This window comes from Microbacterium testaceum StLB037 (genome assembly GCF_000202635.1).
GTDB classification, from domain to species: Bacteria; Actinomycetota; Actinomycetes; order Actinomycetales; family Microbacteriaceae; genus Microbacterium; species Microbacterium testaceum_F.
Genome location: NC_015125.1, coordinates 79,196 through 96,119 on the forward strand (window position 1 = coordinate 79,196; position 16,924 = coordinate 96,119).

15 protein-coding genes are annotated in these 16,924 nt (G+C 69.8%); 1 reads left to right on the top strand and 14 read right to left on the bottom strand.

Annotation, left to right across the window (positions count from 1 at the left end):
- Positions 1-5 precede the first annotated feature (5 nt).
- From hisD to dnaE, 3 genes are all read right to left on the bottom strand, one after another.
- Complete coding sequence (gene hisD, locus MTES_RS00440) at positions 6-1,307, bottom strand: histidinol dehydrogenase (protein WP_013583181.1); 1,302 nt, start codon at positions 1,305-1,307, stop codon at positions 6-8.
- A gap of 64 nt (positions 1,308-1,371) precedes the next feature.
- Positions 1,372-2,781 carry a hypothetical protein gene (locus MTES_RS00445; protein WP_013583182.1) on the bottom strand — a complete coding sequence of 470 codons (1,410 nt, stop codon included), beginning with the start codon at positions 2,779-2,781 and terminating at the stop codon, positions 1,372-1,374.
- Positions 2,782-2,875: 94 nt separating this feature from the next.
- Positions 2,876-6,340 (bottom strand): DNA polymerase III subunit alpha, encoded by a 3,465-nt coding sequence (dnaE, locus tag MTES_RS00450; RefSeq protein ID WP_013583183.1) that lies wholly within the window; start codon positions 6,338-6,340, stop codon positions 2,876-2,878.
- Positions 6,341-6,511: 171 nt separating this feature from the next.
- Here dnaE and MTES_RS00455 point away from each other — a divergent pair, with 171 nt between their 5' ends.
- Positions 6,512-6,994 carry an NUDIX hydrolase gene (locus tag MTES_RS00455; RefSeq protein ID WP_043360814.1) on the top strand — a complete coding sequence of 161 codons (483 nt, stop codon included), beginning with the start codon at positions 6,512-6,514 and terminating at the stop codon, positions 6,992-6,994.
- Positions 6,995-7,000: 6 nt separating this feature from the next.
- Here the strand turns inward: MTES_RS00455 and MTES_RS00460 are convergent, their stop codons facing one another.
- From MTES_RS00460 to ftsW, 11 genes are all read right to left on the bottom strand, one after another.
- The gene (locus MTES_RS00460) at positions 7,001-7,924 is read right to left on the bottom strand and encodes an RluA family pseudouridine synthase (protein ID WP_013583185.1); all 924 of its coding nucleotides are present in this window, start codon (positions 7,922-7,924) and stop codon (positions 7,001-7,003) included.
- A gap of 1 nt (position 7,925) precedes the next feature.
- Positions 7,926-8,513, bottom strand: a complete 588-nt coding sequence (gene lspA / locus MTES_RS00465) for a signal peptidase II (protein ID WP_013583186.1) — start codon at positions 8,511-8,513, stop codon at positions 7,926-7,928.
- A gap of 9 nt (positions 8,514-8,522) precedes the next feature.
- Positions 8,523-9,143 (bottom strand): DivIVA domain-containing protein, encoded by a 621-nt coding sequence (locus MTES_RS00470; RefSeq protein WP_013583187.1) that lies wholly within the window; start codon positions 9,141-9,143, stop codon positions 8,523-8,525.
- A gap of 121 nt (positions 9,144-9,264) precedes the next feature.
- The gene (locus tag MTES_RS00475; RefSeq protein ID WP_013583188.1) at positions 9,265-9,567 is read right to left on the bottom strand and encodes a YggT family protein; all 303 of its coding nucleotides are present in this window, start codon (positions 9,565-9,567) and stop codon (positions 9,265-9,267) included.
- Positions 9,568-9,573: 6 nt separating this feature from the next.
- On the bottom strand, positions 9,574-10,044 hold the full coding sequence (locus MTES_RS00480) for a cell division protein SepF (RefSeq protein WP_013583189.1): 471 nt from the start codon (positions 10,042-10,044) through the stop codon (positions 9,574-9,576).
- Positions 10,045-10,075: 31 nt separating this feature from the next.
- Positions 10,076-10,759 (bottom strand): YggS family pyridoxal phosphate-dependent enzyme, encoded by a 684-nt coding sequence (locus tag MTES_RS00485; RefSeq protein ID WP_013583190.1) that lies wholly within the window; start codon positions 10,757-10,759, stop codon positions 10,076-10,078.
- Between the two features lie 63 nt (positions 10,760-10,822).
- Positions 10,823-12,010, bottom strand: coding sequence for a cell division protein FtsZ (ftsZ, locus tag MTES_RS00490; protein ID WP_013583191.1), 1,188 nt, complete (start codon positions 12,008-12,010; stop codon positions 10,823-10,825).
- 151 nt (positions 12,011-12,161) lie between these two features.
- On the bottom strand, positions 12,162-13,055 hold the full coding sequence (locus MTES_RS00495) for an FtsQ-type POTRA domain-containing protein (protein ID WP_013583192.1): 894 nt from the start codon (positions 13,053-13,055) through the stop codon (positions 12,162-12,164).
- 65 nt (positions 13,056-13,120) lie between these two features.
- Entirely contained in the window at positions 13,121-14,527 is a 1,407-nt protein-coding gene (gene murC, locus MTES_RS00500) for a UDP-N-acetylmuramate--L-alanine ligase (protein WP_013583193.1), read from the bottom strand.
- A 61-nt stretch (positions 14,528-14,588) separates the two neighbouring features.
- On the bottom strand, positions 14,589-15,662 hold the full coding sequence (locus MTES_RS00505) for a UDP-N-acetylglucosamine--N-acetylmuramyl-(pentapeptide) pyrophosphoryl-undecaprenol N-acetylglucosamine transferase (RefSeq protein ID WP_013583194.1): 1,074 nt from the start codon (positions 15,660-15,662) through the stop codon (positions 14,589-14,591).
- A 17-nt stretch (positions 15,663-15,679) separates the two neighbouring features.
- Positions 15,680-16,915, bottom strand: coding sequence for a putative lipid II flippase FtsW (gene ftsW / locus MTES_RS00510; protein ID WP_013583195.1), 1,236 nt, complete (start codon positions 16,913-16,915; stop codon positions 15,680-15,682).
- Positions 16,916-16,924: the final 9 nt, after the last annotated feature.

The window sequence follows — 16,924 nt, forward strand, 5'->3', positions numbered from 1 at the left end:
CCGATCTACTCGGGGAAACGGGCCGTGACGGCTTCGCCGTGCGCGGGCAGAGCCTCGGCCTCCGCCAGGGTGACGATCGCGTCGTGCACCGAGCGGAGCGCCTCGCGGTCGTACTCGATCACCTGCTGCGGACGCAGGAAGGTCGCTGCGGACAATCCCGCTCCGTAGCGCGACTGTCCGCCGGTGGGCAGGACGTGGTTGCTGCCCGCGAGGTAGTCGCCCAGGCTCACCGGGGTGTACGGGCCGACGAAGACCGCCCCGGCGTTGACGAAGTCCTCGGGGCGGGGATCCGCGAGGTGCAGTTCGAGGTGCTCGGGCGCGTAGGCGTTGCTGAACGCCGTCGCCTGCGCGACGTCGTCGACGAGGACGACCGCCGACTGCGGTCCCTCGAACGCGGCGGCCACCCGCGCGCTGTGCCGCGTGGCGGCGACGCGGGCGGGGAGGGCCGCGCGGACGGCGTCGGCGAGAGCGGGCGAATCCGTCACGAGCACGGCGGACGCCTGCTCGTCGTGCTCGGCCTGGCTCACGAGGTCGGCCGCGACGAGGTCGGCATCGGCGCTGCCGTCGGCGACGACAAGGATCTCGGTCGCTCCCGCCTCGGAGTCGGTGCCCACGCGTCCGGCCACCGCGCGTTTGGCGGAGGCGACGAAGTTGTTGCCGGGTCCTGTGACGACATCGACCGGGTCGAGGCCGAGGCTCGCGACCCCGGAGGCGAATGCGCCGATCGCACCGGCGCCGCCCATGGCGTACACCTCGGTGACCCCGAGGAGGCGGGCCGCCGCCAGGATGGCGGGGTGGACCCGTCCCCCGAACTCCTCCTGGGGCGGGGAGGCCAGGGCGATCTCGCGGACACCGGCCACCTGCGCCGGCACGGTGTTCATGACGACGCTCGAGGGGTACACGGCCTTGCCGCCGGGAACGTACAGCCCGACGCGTCGCACCGGCTGCCAGCGCTGCGTGACGCGGGCGCCGGGACCGATCTCGGTCACCACGGGCGCGGGCACCTGCGCGGTCGAGGCCACCCGCACGCGCGCGATCGCCTCTTCGAGGGCGGAGCGCACGGACGGGTCGAGGGTGTCGAGGGCCTCATCGAGGTGCGACGCGGGGACGGCGATCGCGTGGTCGGTCACGTGATCGAACTGCGCCGCCTGCTCGCGCAGGGCCTCTTCGCCGCGGACCGCGACGTCATCCACGATGCGCGCGGCGATGATGAGGGCTTCGTCGCGCGCGCTGTCGGCACGCGGGACGACCGCGAGAAGCTCGGCGGGCGAGAGCACGCGGCCGCGGAGATCGATGGTACGGAGCATGAGACCAGGCTACCGGCCGCCTGCGAGCCACCCTCCGCCGGAGAGGGCGGCTCGCAGGCGCTCCTCAGCCGCGCGTGACACCCGAGACGTCGTGCAGGTACCCGATGCGACCGTCGTCGTGACGGATGACGAATGTCTCGCCGCGGTCCTCGATCACGAGCGCCCACGCGGACGGCCCGATCCGGAAGATCGGCGTGCCGTAGTCGTCGACGACCTCGCGCTCGACCGGCGCGAGCGCCCAGAAGGCCTGAGCGGCGGGATGCGCGGGCTCGGCGGACAGGTCGTGGAGGCGGGTGAGCACGTCCGTCGGGTGATCGTCGGACGCGTTCGCGTGGTCGGTGATCGCGTGGTCGGCGCTCGCTTGGTTCGCGTTCGCGTGGTCGGCGCTCGCTTGGTCGGCGCTGGCGTGGTTCGCGTTCGCGTGGTTTGCGCTCGCGTGGTTCGCGCTCGCGTGGTCGCTGCTCGCGTGCGGATCGGGCGCGTGCTCGACGGCCGTCAGGACGGAGGTGGGCGGGTCGGTCGGACCCGGTCGGGGTCCCTCGGTCGAACGCACGTAGTCGCCGGGCGCGCCGACGTCCGCGCCGTCGTGCGAGCTCGTCGCCGCGTCGATGCTCGGTGCGACGGCGGAACCCGCCGGTGCCGGAGAGCGGCGCGCGGACCGGGGTGCGGCGGGACGCGGCACGACCGGGCGCACGGGACGGGCATTGCGGTGGGCGGGCACCTCTTCGCGACCGGCGAAGTCAGCGGCGAACGGAGGGATGAACGGTGCGGCGACCGTCAGGACGACGCCGGCCAGCATGAGGATCGCCTCGACCCACACGACCCAGGATCGAACCCATCCTCCGGTGTCGATCGCGATCGACACCGTCTCCCACAGCCATGCCACCCAGATGAACGCCGCGATCGAGAAGGCGACCGAGGCGAACTGATCGATGCCGAGCGACCCGACCCGGCGGATGCCCTGCGGGGACAGGCGGCGGAGGACGAGGAGGCCGACGGCCACCGTGGGCAGAGCGATGGCGGCGATCCACCAGAGCCCGGAGACCCAGACGTTGCTGCCCCCGACGAGGAGACGGGCGGCACCGGTGACGTTGTTGTCGGGGAAGAACGACACGAGGAAGGCGACTGCCCAGATTCCGAGCAGGGCGACCTCGCGCACCGAGAAGGGGCCGACCCCGTAGGACACCGTGCCGGAGCCGGAGCCGGAGGCCGAGGAAGGCAGTGAGATGCCGTGCGTGTTCACGTGGGAGCGCGCGGAAACCTGGCCCTCGGACGGGCCGACGGGGGCACCGCCGTCGTCGCCGTGATCGACGTCGATGTCGCCCGTCTCGCGCGGGTCGGTCTCGGCGCCGCGCGGCTGCATCATGGTCGAGCGCGCCACCCGAGGACCGGAATCCTCGGATGCCGCGGACGCCAGGGGGCCGTCCGCCGCGGAGTCCGCGGGCGGGACGGGGTCGTCAATGCGATCGGTCACGATGTTCCTTTCCGAGGGCCCCGCGGCGCCCTGTTCGGTCTTCGAGCGGCTCGCAGCGGCATCCTGTTGGACGTCCCGTGCGATTCCGCGCGATTCAACCCAGGCAGTTGGGCCCGAGCAATCCTTTCAACTCGCCGAAGAGATCGGCCGTCACGCGAACGGGCAGAGGCACCTCGAAGACCTTTGCCGTCCCACCTTTGTGAAGCTTGAGAAGCACCTCGGTATCGCCCGCATGGCGTTGCAGGGTCTGCGCGAGCTCGCCGATAAGAGCTTCGTTCGCGCGCTGCTCCGGGACCACCAAGGTCAGACCGCTCGCGGCGTCCATACCCTCGAGGTCGGGGGCGAAGGCGGACTGGGCGTGCAGATTCAGGCCGTCGTCGCGACGAGAGACCCGTCCGCGCACCACCAGGATCGAATCCCCCTGCAGGATCGGCGCGAACTCGGCGTAGGTCTTCCCCATGAACATGACGGTGACCTCGCCGTTGAAGTCCTCGACGGTCACCATGCCGTAGGGGTTCCCGCTCTGCTTGGCCACGCGGTGCTGGACACTCGTCAACAGGCCCGCCACCGTCACCTGATCGCCGTCCTGGACGTCTTCGGAGGAGAGGAGGTCGTGGATCGACGTCGACGCGTGCTTCGCGAGCGGAACCTCGAGACCCGCGAGCGGGTGATCCGAGACGTAGAGCCCCAGCATCTCGCGCTCGAACGCGAGCTTGTCCTTCTTGGTCCATTCGGGGCGTTCCGGGACCTTCGTCACCTGCTGCGGCTCGTCCCAGAGCGAGTCGAAGTCGAAGCCCACTTCACCGTTGGCCTCGCGCCTCTTATCGCTCACCGCGCCCTCGCAGGCGTCCTCATGGATCTCGAGGAGCGCGCGACGGGTGGAGCCGAGGGTGTCGAAGGCGCCGGCCTTGATCAGCGACTCGACGGTGCGCTTGTTGGCGACGTGCATGGGCACCTTCGCCAGGAAGTCGTGGAACGAGGTGTACTTGGCATCCTGTCGAGCGGCCACGATCCCGTCGACGACGTTCGCGCCGACGTTACGGACGGCGCCGAGACCGAAGCGGATGTCTTCTCCGACGGCCGCGAAGAATCTGATCGACTCGTTCACGTCGGGCGGCAGCACTCTGATGCCCATGCGGCGGCACTCATTGAGGTAGACCGCCATCTTGTCTTTCGAATCGCCGACGCTGGTCAGCAGCGCAGCCATGTACTCGGCCGGATAGTGCGCCTTGAGATAGGCGGTCCAGTACGACACGAGTCCGTAGGCAGCGGTGTGCGCCTTGTTGAAGGCGTAGTCGGCGAAGGACTCGAGGACCTTCCATAGCGTCTGCTGCGCGACGTCGCCGTACCCGCGCTCGGTCATTCCGCCGAAGAAGATCTCTTTCTGCTTGTCGAGTTCGCTCTTCTTCTTCTTGCCCATCGCCCGGCGCAGGAGGTCGGCCTGACCGAGTGTGTAGCCGGCGACGCGCTGCGCCACGGCCATCACCTGCTCCTGGTAGACGATGAGACCGTAGGTCGTGTCGAGGATGTCGGCCAGCGGCTCTTCGAGCTCGGGGTGGATCGGCTCGATCTCCTGCTGCTTGTTCTTGCGCAGCGCGTAGTTGATGTGCGAGTTCACGCCCATCGGGCCGGGGCGGTACAGCGCGAGGACGGCCGAGATGTCCTCGAAGTTGTCGGGACGCATGAGGCGCAGAAGCGATCTCATCGGCCCGCCGTCGAGCTGGAACACCCCGAGCGTGTCGCCCCGGGCGAGGAGTTCGTAGGATGCCGCATCGTCGAGCGCGAGATCCTCCAGCACGAGGGGGTGGCCCCGGTTGGCCTCGATGTTGTCGAGCGCGTCGTTGATGATCGTGAGGTTGCGCAACCCCAGGAAGTCCATCTTGATGAGGCCGAGCGACTCGCACGCGGGGTAGTCGAACTGCGTGACGATCTGGCCGTCCTGCTCGCGGCGCATGATCGGGATGATGTCGATGAGCGGCTCGCTCGACATGATCACGCCGGCCGCGTGCACGCCCCACTGGCGCTTGAGGTTCTCGAGCCCCAGAGCGGTGTCGAAGACCGTCTTGGCCTCGGGGTCGGTCTCGATCAGGGTGCGGAACTCCCCCGCCTCTTTGTACCGGGGGTGTTCGGGGTTGAACATACCGTCGAGCGGCATGTCCTTGCCCATCACGGCGGGCGGCATCGCCTTGGTGAGCTTGTCGCCCATGCTGAAGGGGAACCCGAGCACGCGGCCGGCGTCTTTCAGCGCCTGCTTGGCTTTGATGGTGCCGTACGTCACGATCTGCGCGACGCGCTCGTCGCCGTACTTCTCGGTGACGTACTGGATGACCTCACCGCGGCGACGGTCGTCGAAGTCGACGTCGAAGTCGGGCATGGAGACGCGGTCGGGGTTGAGGAAGCGCTCGAAGATGAGGCCGTGCTGCAGCGGGTCGAGATCGGTGATCTTCATGGCGTACGCGACCATCGATCCGGCGCCCGAACCACGGCCGGGGCCGACCCGGATGCCGTTGTTCTTCGCCCAGTTGATGAAGTCGGCGACGACGAGGAAGTAGCCGGGGAACCCCATCTGCAGGATGACGTCGGTCTCGTACTCGGCCTGCTTGCGCACGGCGTCGGGGATGCCGCCGGGGTAGCGGTCCTGGAGGCCGTTCTCGACCTCTTTGATCATCCAGCTGCCCTCGGTCTCGCCCGGGGGAACGGGGAAACGCGGCATGTAGTTGGCCGACGTGTCGAACTCGACGTCGCAGCGCTCGGCGATGAGCAGCGTGTTGTCGCAGGCCTCGGGGTTGTCCCGGAAGACCTGGCGCATCTCCGCGGGCGACTTCACGTAGTAGCCGTCGCCGTCGAACTTGAACCGCTTGGGGTCGTCGAGGGTCGACCCCGACTGCACGCAGAGCAGAGCGGCGTGGCTCGTCGCATCGTGCTGGTGCGTGTAGTGCAGGTCGTTGGTCCCGAGAAGGGGGATGTTCAGGTCTTTCGAGATCTTCAGCAGGTCGCTCATGACCCGCCGCTCGATCGACAGCCCGTGGTCCATGATCTCGGCGAAGTAGTTCTCTTTGCCGAAGATGTCCTGGAACTCGGCCGCGGCGGCCCGAGCCGCCTCGTACTGCCCGAGACGCAGGCGGGTCTGCACCTCGCCGGAGGGGCAGCCGGTCGTCGCGATCAGTCCCCTGCTGTAGGTCTGCAGCAGCTCCCGGTCCATGCGGGGCTTGAAGTAGTAGCCCTCCATGCTCGCTTTCGACGAGAGGCGGAAGAGGTTGTGCATCCCCTCGGTCGTCTCGGAGAGCAGCGTCATGTGCGTGTAGGCGCCGGAACCCGAGACGTCGTCGCTCTGCTGCTCGGGCGAGCCCCAGCGCACGCGCGTCTTGTCGGAGCGGTGCGTACCGGGGGTGACGTAGGCCTCGATGCCGATGATCGGCTTGATCCCCGCATCTTTCGCCGTCTTGTAGAACTCATACGCCGCGAAGGTGTTGCCGTGGTCGGTGACCGCGATCGCCGGCATGCCCTGCTTGACGGCCTCTTGGACCATCGGGCCGATGCGCGCCGCGCCGTCGAGCATCGAATACTCACTGTGCACGTGAAGGTGAACGAAGGAGTCAGCTGCCACGTATCGAGTGTACGTTCGGCCTCCGACATCGCGTCCGGAAGTTCAGAGCGGACCCCCAGGTGGGTGCCGCGCGTCGCAGTCCGCTCCCCCGCCCTCAGCCACCGGCTGGGTTACGGTGGGCGCGTGCCCACTCCCGACTTCGTCCTCGATCTCCGCCGCCTCGTCGGCACGCGCCCTCTCCCGCTCGTCGGGGTCACCGCCGTCATCGAGCGCGACGGCGCCGTCCTCCTCGGCCGACGCAGCGACAACGGGCGCCTCACCCCGATCACCGGCATCGTCGATCCGGGCGAGGAACCCGCGGATGCCGCCGTCCGCGAGGCCGCGGAGGAGGCGGGGGTCCGCATCCGCGCCGACAGGCTCGCCTGGGTCCACCAGATCCCCCGCGTCACCTACGCCAACGGAGACCAGAGCGACTACCTCGATCTCGTGTTCGCCTGCAGGTGGCTGTCCGGCGAGCCGCGGCCCGTCGACGGCGAGATGACCGATCTCGGTTGGCATCCGGTGGAGCACCTGGACGACATCCTCGACGAGGAGATGCTCGCTCGTGTGCGGGCCGGGCTCACGCCGGGCGCGGCTCGATTCGAGCAGGCTGCGGAACGGCCCTGACGCGGGTCAGAGCCCGTCGCGGAGGATCTCGAGCGCTTTCGCGAGGTCGGCCGGGTAGGCGGACTCGAAGCCGACCCACTCCCCCGTCGCGGGGTGCGTGAACGCCAGTCGGTGCGCGTGCAGCCACTGCCGTTCGAGGCCCAGCCGTGCGGAGAGCGTGGGGTCGGCTCCGTACAGGGGGTCTCCGACGCACGGATGCCGATGCGCGGCCATGTGCACGCGGATCTGGTGCGTGCGCCCGGTCTCGAGATGGATCTCGAGCAGCGACGCGCGCGGAAACGCCTCGAGGGTCTCGTAGTGCGTCACCGAGTCTTTGCCGTCGGGGACGACCGCGAACTTCCACGAGTGATGCGGGTGTCGACCGATGGGGGCGTCGATGGTTCCCGAGAGCGGGTCGGGGTGGCCCTGGACGACCGCGTGATAGATCTTGTCGACCTCGCGCTCTTTGAACGCGCTCTTGAGCAGCGTGTAAGCGCGCTCCGTCTTGGCGACGACCATCAGGCCGCTCGTTCCCGCGTCGAGACGGTGCACCACGCCGCGGCGCTCCGCCGGTCCGCTCGTGGCGATGCGGAACCCGGCAGCCGCGAGGGCACCGAGCACGGTCGGCCCCTCCCATCCCACCGAGGGGTGGGCGGCGACGCCCGCGGGCTTGTCGACCACGACGATGTCGTCGTCGTCCCACACGATGCCGAGGTCCGCGACCTCGACGGGCACGATCTCGGGCTCGCGCTTCGGCTCCCACTCGACGCTCAACCAGCCGCCCGCGCGGAGGCGATCGGAACGGGCGACCGTGCGGCCGTCGACGCTCACGCCCCCCGCGTCGGCGATCTCGGCCGCGAACGTCCGCGAGAAGCCGAGCATCTTGGCGAGCGCCTGGTCGACGCGCGTCCCGTCGAGCCCGTCGGGAACGGGAAGGTGCCGCGACTCCATGTCAGCGGGAACCGGGGTCCGTCGTGGCATCCACGCTGTCGCCCGAAGTCGCCGCCTCGGCCGCGCGCGAGGCACGCGTCTCGCGGGTGCCGTCGAGGCGGAGCCCGAAGAGCACGAGCAGGGCGACCGAGATCATCATCGACACGATGAACACGTCGGCCACGTTGTAGATGGCCGGCATCATCCACGGGGTCGAGATGAAGTCGACGACGTGTCCGACGGGGAAGCCGGGCTCACGGAAGAGACGGTCGCTGAGGTTGCCCAGCACGCCGCCGAGCAGAAGACCGAGCACCACGGCCCACAAGCGGGAGCGGACACGCGTGATCGCGAGGAAGAGGATGACGCACGCCACGACCGCCAGGGCGATTGTGAAGATCCAGGTGACGCCCTCGCCGAGGGAGAACGCCGCCCCGGGGTTGCGCACGAGGTAGAGCTGGAGCGCCTCGCCGATGACCGGGACGACGCGCTCGGGAGGAAGGTTCTCGATGGCGATCATCTTCGCCAACTGGTCGGCGGCCAGCACCACCACCGCGAGGATCGCGATGAGGGTACTGGCCGCCGCAGAACGCAGGGGAGGTCGACTGCGCAAAGAGTCGGCCTACAGACCGATCGCCGACACGGGCGTGGAGCCCGACGACGACGCGGTGGTGTCGAGGTCGCGCAGCTGGCCCTCGATGTACGAGCGAAGCTGCGAACGGTAGTCGCGCTCGAAGTTGCGCAGCTCGGTGATGCGACCCTCGAGGGTGACGCGCTCCTTCTCGAGACGAGCACGCTCCTCGCGGCCCTTCTGCTCGGCTTCGGCGACGATGGATGCCGCCTGAGCCTGCGCCTCGCTGATGAGCTGGTCGCGCTGGGCCTTGCCCTCGGCGACGTGCTCGTCGTGCAGGCGCTGGGCCAGCTCGATGATGCCGGCGCTCTGAGCGGCGGGAGCCGCGTCGACCTCGGCCGCGGGGGCCTCGGCGACAGGTGCGGGCGCCTCGGCGACGACGGGCGCCGCTTCCTTCGGGGCCTCGACCACGGGGGCCGCAGCAGCCGGAGCCGCCTCGCCGGACTCGTAGGCCGCGAGCTTCGCCTTCAGCTCGTCGTTCTCAGCGATCGTCTTGCGCCACTCGACGACGATCTCGTCGAGGAAGTCGTCGACCTCATCGGGGTCGAAACCCTCCTTGAAGCGCACGTGCTGGAACTGCTTGGTGACGACGTCATCGGGGGTCAGTGCCATGGTGTTTCCTCTTTCGAGAGCTCTGAGTTGGAACTGTTGGGGGTGTCGCACCGGGGCGTACCGCTTCGGAACAGCATAGCCGCCGCCCTCGACCGGTGTCGAAGGGCGGCGGCCTGAGAGGTCACAGAGTCGACAGAGACCGCGTGACGCTCAGCAGCAAGAAGCACAGGAACATGGTGATCGCGAATCCGAAATCGAACGCGATCCCCCCGATGCGCAGGGGCGGAATGAAGCGACGGATCAGCTTGATCGGCGGATCGGTCACGGTGTAGACGATCTCGGCGATCACGAGAGTGGCACCTCGAGGACGCCATTCTCGATTGAACATCGGGATGTACTCGAGCACGAGGCGCGCGAGCAGCAGCACGATGTAGATGAAGAGGAGCGCACTGAGAATCGAGCCGACCAGGCTCAGGACGGCCACGATCGCTTACTGGGACGCGAAGGGCGCGACCTCGGGGTCGGCCTGCGCGATCGCACCGTCTCCGGAGACGGCGATGTTCTCGGGCGAAAGCAGGAAGACCTTGCTCGTGACCCGCTCGATGCGCCCGTAGAGCCCGAGCGACAGACCGCTCGCGAAGTCGATCAGGCGGCGCGCGTCGGCGTCACTCATCTGCGACAGGTTGATGATGACCGGAATGCCCTCGCGGAAGTTCTCGGCGATCGTCTGCGCGTCGCGGTACTGCTTCGGGTGCACCGTGAGGATCTCGCTGACCGGACCGGCAGTGGGCTGACGCACCACGGCGGGCCGATGCAGGGGGGTCACGGGAGCAGCCTTCTCGACCGGCGCGGTCTGCTGCGGCTGCTGCTTGCGCGCGGCCGGCTGCGCAGGCTCCTCATAGGTCTCCTCCTCGTCGGCGAGTCCCAGGTAAACCATCGTCTTCTTGAGCGGGTTCGACATCGCATCCTCCGTTCGCTCGTCTGTGTCGAGGCTATCCGCGCACGGGCCTCGGACCCGTGATTGCGGACCCGATCCGCAGGTGTGTCGCGCCCATTGCCACCGCTTCGGGGAAGTCGCCGGTCATTCCCGCCGAGATCCATGTCGCATCCGGGACGACCGTTCGCACCGCGTCCGCGCTCCCGCGGAGTCGCTCGAAGGCACGGGCAGGCTCCTCGTCGAGAGGGGCGACCGCCATCACGCCGCGCACCCGCAGCGTCGACAGTCCCGCGACGTGGGTGGCGAGGGCCTCCACGTCGCGCGGGGCGACTCCCCCGCGCCCGGCGTCGTCCGTCAGGTTCACCTGCAGGAGCACGTCGAGCGGATCGCCCGAGCCCGCGGCATCCAGAGCATCCGCGATACGCGGACGATCGACCGAATGGACCACGTCGGCCGCCGCGCGGACGGCGCGGGCCTTGTTCGTCTGGGCCTGACCGATGAAGTGCCAGTGGAGGTCGACCACGTCCGCGAGCTCGTCCCGCTTCGCCGTCAGCTCCTGCTGCCGGTTCTCGCCGACGTCCCGGACCCCCAGCGCACGGAGCTCGCGGACCAGCGAGACGGGATGGAACTTCGTCACGACGATCCGGGTGATCCCGGAGAGGTCTCGGCCCGCCGAGCGGGCGGCATCCGCGATGCGCGCGTCCACGTCGGCGAGGCGATCGGCGAGGGCGGTGGACATGGGGCTCCTTCACGACGCAGCGGGCCCGGTCGAGACCGGACCCGCTGCAGTGCTCACTCGTGCTTACTTGAGGAAATCGGGCACATCGAGGTCGTCGTCGGCAAAGCCGCCGTCGTACGACGACTCGGGGACGTGCGCGGCCACGGGCGCCGGCTCGGGCTTGCGCTCGGGGGCGCGTTCGGTCGACGCCTTCTGCTCCTCGGCCGCGTGCAGGTCGCGGGCCACGTCGTCGGCGGGGATGACGGGGACGACCGGGGCCGACACCGCACGCTGCGCGCCGACGGCGTCGATGCGCAGCGAGGGCTCACCGCCGTCGAAACCGGCCGCGATGACCGTCACGCGCACCTCGTCGCCGAGGGTGTCGTCGATGACCGTACCGAAGATGATGTTGGCCTCGGGGTGCGCGGCCTCCTTGACCAGCTGCGCAGCGTCGTTGATCTCGAAGATGCCGAGGTTCGAGCCGCCCTGGATCGACAGCAGCACGCCGTGGGCACCCTCGATCGACGCCTCGAGCAGCGGCGATTCGACCGCGAGCTCGGCGGCCTTGATGGCGCGATCCGCGCCCCGCGCCGAACCGATGCCCATGAGGGCCGACCCCGCTCCCTGCATGACCGACTTCACGTCGGCGAAGTCGAGGTTGATGAGACCGGGGGTGGTGATGAGGTCGGTGATGCCCTGGACACCGGCGAGGAGCACCTGGTCGGCCGTGGCGAAGGCCTCGATCATCGAGATGCCGCGGTCGCTGATCTCGAGGAGACGGTCGTTGGGGACGACGATGAGGGTGTCGACCTCTTCCTTCAGACGCCCGACGCCGGCTTCGGCCTGGCTCTGGCGACGACGCCCCTCGAACGAGAAGGGCTTCGTGACGACACCGATGGTGAGGGCGCCGATCGACTTCGCGATCTTGGCCACGACCGGTGCACCACCGGTGCCCGTACCGCCGCCCTCGCCCGCCGTGACGAAGACCATGTCGGCACCGCGCAGGGCCTCTTCGATCTCTTCGGCGTGATCCTCGGCGGCGCGACGGCCCACCTCGGGATCCGCACCCGCGCCCAGGCCGCGCGTCAGCTCGCGGCCGACGTCGAGCTTGACGTCGGCGTCGCTCATGAGCAGCGCCTGCGCGTCGGTGTTGATCGCGATGAACTCCACGCCGCGCAGGCCGAGCTCGATCATGCGGTTGACGGCGTTGACGCCGCCCCCGCCCACACCGACGACCTTGATCACGGCGAGGTAGTTCTGGTTGTGGCTCATGCCGGCCTCCGTTTGTCCCCGAACCCGAAACTCTAAACCTCATGTTGAGGGTTAAAGAATTGCCCGGTATGCAATTCCTTGACTTGAAAGTAGGCGGCGTTGCGGTCCTCGCCCGGCCGACACGCGGCGTGTCCGAGGATCGCCGTCGAGATCAGCGGATGACGCCGGCCTCGGGAGAGGTGACGTCGTACTCGCGGGTGTTCTCGGGCGGGCTCTTCTGCATGAGCAGGTCCAGCACGCGCGCCTTCTCGGGCGACCGATCGGCACTCCCCCACATCACACGCGTGCCGGTGGCACCGAGGGTCAGGGTGACGTCGTCGGGCGTGGTCGCCGAGACGGCGGTCACCTGGGACCGGATGCCGTCGGGCAGGGCGCGCATGACGCGTCCGGCCGCGCGGAACGGCTCCGATGTCGTCCCGGCGGGGACGTCGATCACCGGCTGCCCGGCAGGTGCGTCCGGGGTCGTCGAGAGGACGACGCCCGCCGCGTCCACCACGGTGAAGCCGGCCGGGGTCTGCACGACGCCGATGGGCGTGCGCTCCACGATGCGCACCACCAGATCGTGCGGCGGCTGCGCCTCGAGCGTGTACGACTCGACGAGGGGGAAGCGCACCAGCGCCGCCTTGATCCTGCTGTCGTCGATGAGCGCGAGGGGCGTGCCGACCTGATCGCTGAGCGCGTCGGTGACCGCGGCGGCGTCGAGCTGCGAGGTCCCCACGACGTCGACGCGCTCGAGCGCGAACAGGGGGCTGTAGGCGGCCCCCACCGTCCCGAGGATCATGACGGCGAGGGCCGTACCGACGCCGATCCAGATGCGCCGACGACGACGCTGGCGCACGGTGAACCGCCGAACCTCCGCGCGCAGCGCGCGGCGCCGGGCACGCGAGGCACGCCAGACGTCGCGGAGACCGGTGCCGTTCTCGTCGGCCGGGGGCGTGGCATCCGCAAGCTCGTCCTCCTGCCGCGACGGCGGAGCGACCAGCGGCACGACCGGAGCGGTCACCCCCTCGGGCGCGGCCTCGGGTTCGACGCGGGGCCGCGACATCGGCCGCTTCGTCGCGGGTGTGCGCGACTCGGGCGGTGACGGCAGGGGGGTGGGCCGCTCCACGGTCAGACCGCCGCGGCCTCGGTGCGCGAGAGCGCCTCGAGCACCTGCGGGATGATCTGGTACACGTTCCCGCAGCCGAGGGTGATGACGTAGTCGCCGGGGCGCGCGATACGCGCCGTGTAGTCGGCGGCGGCCTGCCAGTCGGGCACGTAGTGCACGTGCTCCGGATCGGCGAAGGCGCCGCTGACGAGCTCGCCGGTCACACCGGGCACCGGGTCTTCTCGCGCGCCGTAGACGTCGAGCATGACGGTGTGGTCGGCGTGGGTCTCGAGCACCTCGGCGAACTCGCGGTACATCTCCTGCGTGCGCGAGTAGGTGTGCGGCTGCTGGATCGCGATGATGCGCCCCTCCCCGACGACCGTGCGCGCGGCCGAGAGGGCGGCGGCGACCTCGGTGGGGTGGTGCGCGTAGTCGTCGTACACACTCACCCCGTGCTGCACGCCGTGCAGCTCGAAGCGACGGACGGTGCCGCCGAAGCCCTCGACCGCGCGGGCGGCGTCGGCGAGCGAGTGTCCGAGCACGCGGAGCACGGCCACGGCGCCCGCGGCGTTGACGGCGTTGTGCGCACCGGGGACGCGCAGCTGCACCTCGACGCTCTCGCCGTCGGCGGTCAGCGTGAACGCGACGGGACCGTCGGTCCGGATGCCGCTGAGCCGGACGTCGGCTCCCGGGTCTTCGCCGAAGGTGATGACGTTCGCGTGCGTGATGCGCTCGCGGACGGCGCGGGCCCCCGCATCGTCGGCCGAGATGACCACGGCTTCGCTCGCGGCATCCGCGAATCGCGCGAAGGCGGCGTCGAACGCGTCGCGCGAGCCGTAGTGGTCGAGGTGGTCGGGGTCGACGTTGGTGATGAGGGCGACGGAGGTGTCGTAGAGCTCGAAGGTCCCGTCGGACTCGTCGGCCTCGATCACCACGAGGTCGTCGGAGCCGGTACCGCTCGAGGCGCCCAGGTCGGCGATGACGCCTCCGTTGACGAAGGTCGGGTCGAGCTCGAGCGCGCGCAGGGCGGTCACGATCATGCCGGTCGACGTGGTCTTGCCGTGCGCGCCGGCGACCGAGACCAAGCGACGGCCGCCGATGAGCCAGTGCAACGCCTGCGAGCGGTGGATGACGTGGAGGCCGCGCTCCTTGGCGGTCACGAACTCGGGGTTCTCGGGCCAGATCGCGCCCGTGTGCACCACCGTGTCGGCGTCGCCCAGGTGCGCCGCGTCGTGACCGACGTACACGGTGGCCCCGCGCGCCGCGAGGTCCCGCAGCGCCGCGCTGTCGGCGCGATCGGAACCGGAGACCCGGATGCCGCGGTCGAGGAACATGCGGGCGAGGCCGGACATGCCCGAGCCGCCGACGCCGATGAAGTGCGCGGAGGTGATGGTCTCGGGGATGGGGAGGCTCAGGTCGGGTCTGATCATGGCGTCTGCGAGTTTACGTCGCGGATCCTGCGCGTCGGCCCCGGCGCGCCCGGGGGAAGGGTCAGCGCGCGAGCGCGGCGTCGATGAGCGCGATGACGTTCTCGGTGCCCGTCCGGGTGCCCGTCCGCGCCGCGGCGGAGCGCATGCTCGTGCGGGAAGCATCGTCGCGCAGCAGCGGCACGATCTCGTCACGCACGCGATCGGCGGTGAAGTCGGCGTCGTCGATGAGACGGGCGGCACCCGCGCGGACGGCGGACGCGGCGTTCAAGCGCTGCTCGCCGTTGCCCACCGCGTACGGCACGTACACGGCCGGGATGCCGAGCGCGCTGATCTCGCTGACCGTCGCCGCCCCGGAACGCGACACGATGAGATCGGCCAGGGCGAAGGCGAGGTCCATGCGGTCCACGTACCGGACCACGGCGTATCCCGAAGCCCCGGGGTCGGGAAGGTCGGAGTTCTGCCCCGTGACGTGCAGGAGCTGCCACCCGGCGTCCAGGACGTCGCGCCACGCGTCGCCGAACGCGGTGTTCAGACGCAGCGCACCGAGCGACCCGCCGAACACGAGGAGCGTCGGGCGGGTGGCATCCAGTCCGAAATGACGGGCCGCTTCCGCTCGCAGCGCGTCCGCGTCGAGCTCGACGATCTCGCGCCGCAGCGGCATGCCGACGACGCGCGACCCGCGCAGGGGCGTCCCCTCGAACGCCACACCCACTCCCGCGGCACCGCGGGCTCCCAGGACGTTCGCCAGACCGGGCTTGGCGTTGGCCTCGTGCACGACGAACGGGACACGCTCACGGCGCGCGGCCACGTACGCCGGAGCGGCGGCGTACCCGCCGAAGCCGACGACGACATCCACGCCGCGCTCACGGATGATGCGGCGCACCTGCGCCACGGCGCGGAGGAACCGCGCCGGGAACCGCGCCGCCGCGGCGTTCGGTCGCCGCGGGAACGGGACCTTGTCGACGAACAGCAGCTCGTAGCCGCGCAGCGGCACCAGACGCGCCTCGAGCCCCTCGCGCGTGCCGAGCACGAGGACCTCGTCGGAGCCGTCGCGCGCGCGCAGGCCGTCCGCGACCGCGAGCAGGGGGTTCACATGTCCGGCGGTCCCGCCGCCGGCCAGAAGAGTGGTCGTCACTCGTTCGAGCCTAAACGTCAGCGCCGCCGGGCCGCGCGCGGCCGGGCGACCGGTTCGACGACGCGGCGATCGGGCAGCGTTCGCGCGAACGACAGCAGGACGCCGCACGCGATGAGCACCGACAGCAGAGAGGTACCGCCCTGCGACATGAACGGCAGCGGCACACCCAGCACGGGGAAGACGCGGAGCACCACGGCCACGTTGACCATGGCCTGGCCCACGATCCAGATGGTGATGCCGCCCGCGACGATGCGCACGAACGGGTCGTCGGTGCGGCGGATGACGTGGAAGGCGCCCACGGCGAAGAGGCCGAAGAGGGCGAGGACGACGACGCAGCCGATCAGACCGAGCTCCTCCCCCACGATCGCGAAGATGTAGTCGTTCGCGGCCGCCGGGAGCCAGTCGTACTTCTCGGCCGAGTTGCCGAGGCCCACCCCGAAGATCCCTCCCGCGGCCAGTCCCCAGATGCCGTGCAGAGGCTGGTAGCAGTCGCCCAGGTAGTTCGCGATGCAGTCCTGGTCGAGGAAGCTCATGATGCGACGCATGCGGTCGGCGCTGGTGATCGCGAAGACGGCGATGCCCGCGAGGGCGCCCAGGGCCGGGAGCACGAAGATGCGCAGCTTCATGCCCGAGAAGAACAGAGCGCCGAGGAGCACCAGCACGAGGATCATCGTGGTGCCGAGGTCTTTTCCGCCCATGACGGTGGCGGCGACGAGGGCGAACACCGGCACGATCGGGATGAACACGTGCCGCCAGTCGCCCAGAAGCGTCTGCTTGCGGTAGAGGACGTACCCGAGCCACAGCGCCAAGGCGAGCTTGAGGAACTCGGCGGGTTGCGCCTGAATGCCCGCGAGGTTGATCCAGTTGCGGTTACCGTTCGCCGAGATCCCCAGCGGGGTGAACACGAGCAGCTGGAACACCGTCGCGAAGATGAGGGCCGGCCACGCCATGCGCTTCCAGAACCGTACGGGTGCGCGGCTGAGCACGAACATGAGCGGGATGCCGACCACGGCGAACACGCCCTGCTTGAGGACGTGGTCGAAGGGGCTCTGCGCTCCATCGAGCGCGGAGGTCGCCGAGAGCACCATCATCAGGCCGAAGCCGGTCAGAAGGAGCGCGGCCGAGGTGATGAGCAGGAACTCGATCGAGACGGGACGGAACGCGCGGCCGAGGGATACGCGGGCGGCGAGACCGGGAGTCGAGGGCTCGTCGGGGCTCTGCCGAGGCGGTGGGGCCGTGGTGGTCACTCGCATCCCCTCAGA

Bases quoted from the DNA above. Each gene is read 5' to 3' on its own strand.
- MTES_RS00470 (WP_013583187.1), bottom strand. From the start codon at position 9,143: ATGGCACTGACCCCCGATGACGTCGTCACCAAGCAGTTCCAGCACGTG.
- hisD (WP_013583181.1), bottom strand. From the start codon at position 1,307: ATGCTCCGTACCATCGATCTCCGCGGCCGCGTGCTCTCGCCCGCCGAG.
- ftsW (WP_013583195.1), bottom strand. From the start codon at position 16,915: ATGCGAGTGACCACCACGGCCCCACCGCCTCGGCAGAGCCCCGACGAG.
- ftsZ (WP_013583191.1), bottom strand. From the start codon at position 12,010: ATGAGCCACAACCAGAACTACCTCGCCGTGATCAAGGTCGTCGGTGTG.
- murC (WP_013583193.1), bottom strand. From the start codon at position 14,527: ATGATCAGACCCGACCTGAGCCTCCCCATCCCCGAGACCATCACCTCC.
- MTES_RS00495 (WP_013583192.1), bottom strand. From the start codon at position 13,055: ATGTCGCGGCCCCGCGTCGAACCCGAGGCCGCGCCCGAGGGGGTGACC.
- MTES_RS00485 (WP_013583190.1), bottom strand. From the start codon at position 10,759: ATGTCCACCGCCCTCGCCGATCGCCTCGCCGACGTGGACGCGCGCATC.
- dnaE (WP_013583183.1), bottom strand. From the start codon at position 6,340: ATGCTCGACGGCGCGGCGCGCATCGGCCCGATGGTCCAAGAGGCCGTC.
- MTES_RS00460 (WP_013583185.1), bottom strand. From the start codon at position 7,924: ATGGAGTCGCGGCACCTTCCCGTTCCCGACGGGCTCGACGGGACGCGC.
- MTES_RS00480 (WP_013583189.1), bottom strand. From the start codon at position 10,044: ATGTCGAACCCGCTCAAGAAGACGATGGTTTACCTGGGACTCGCCGAC.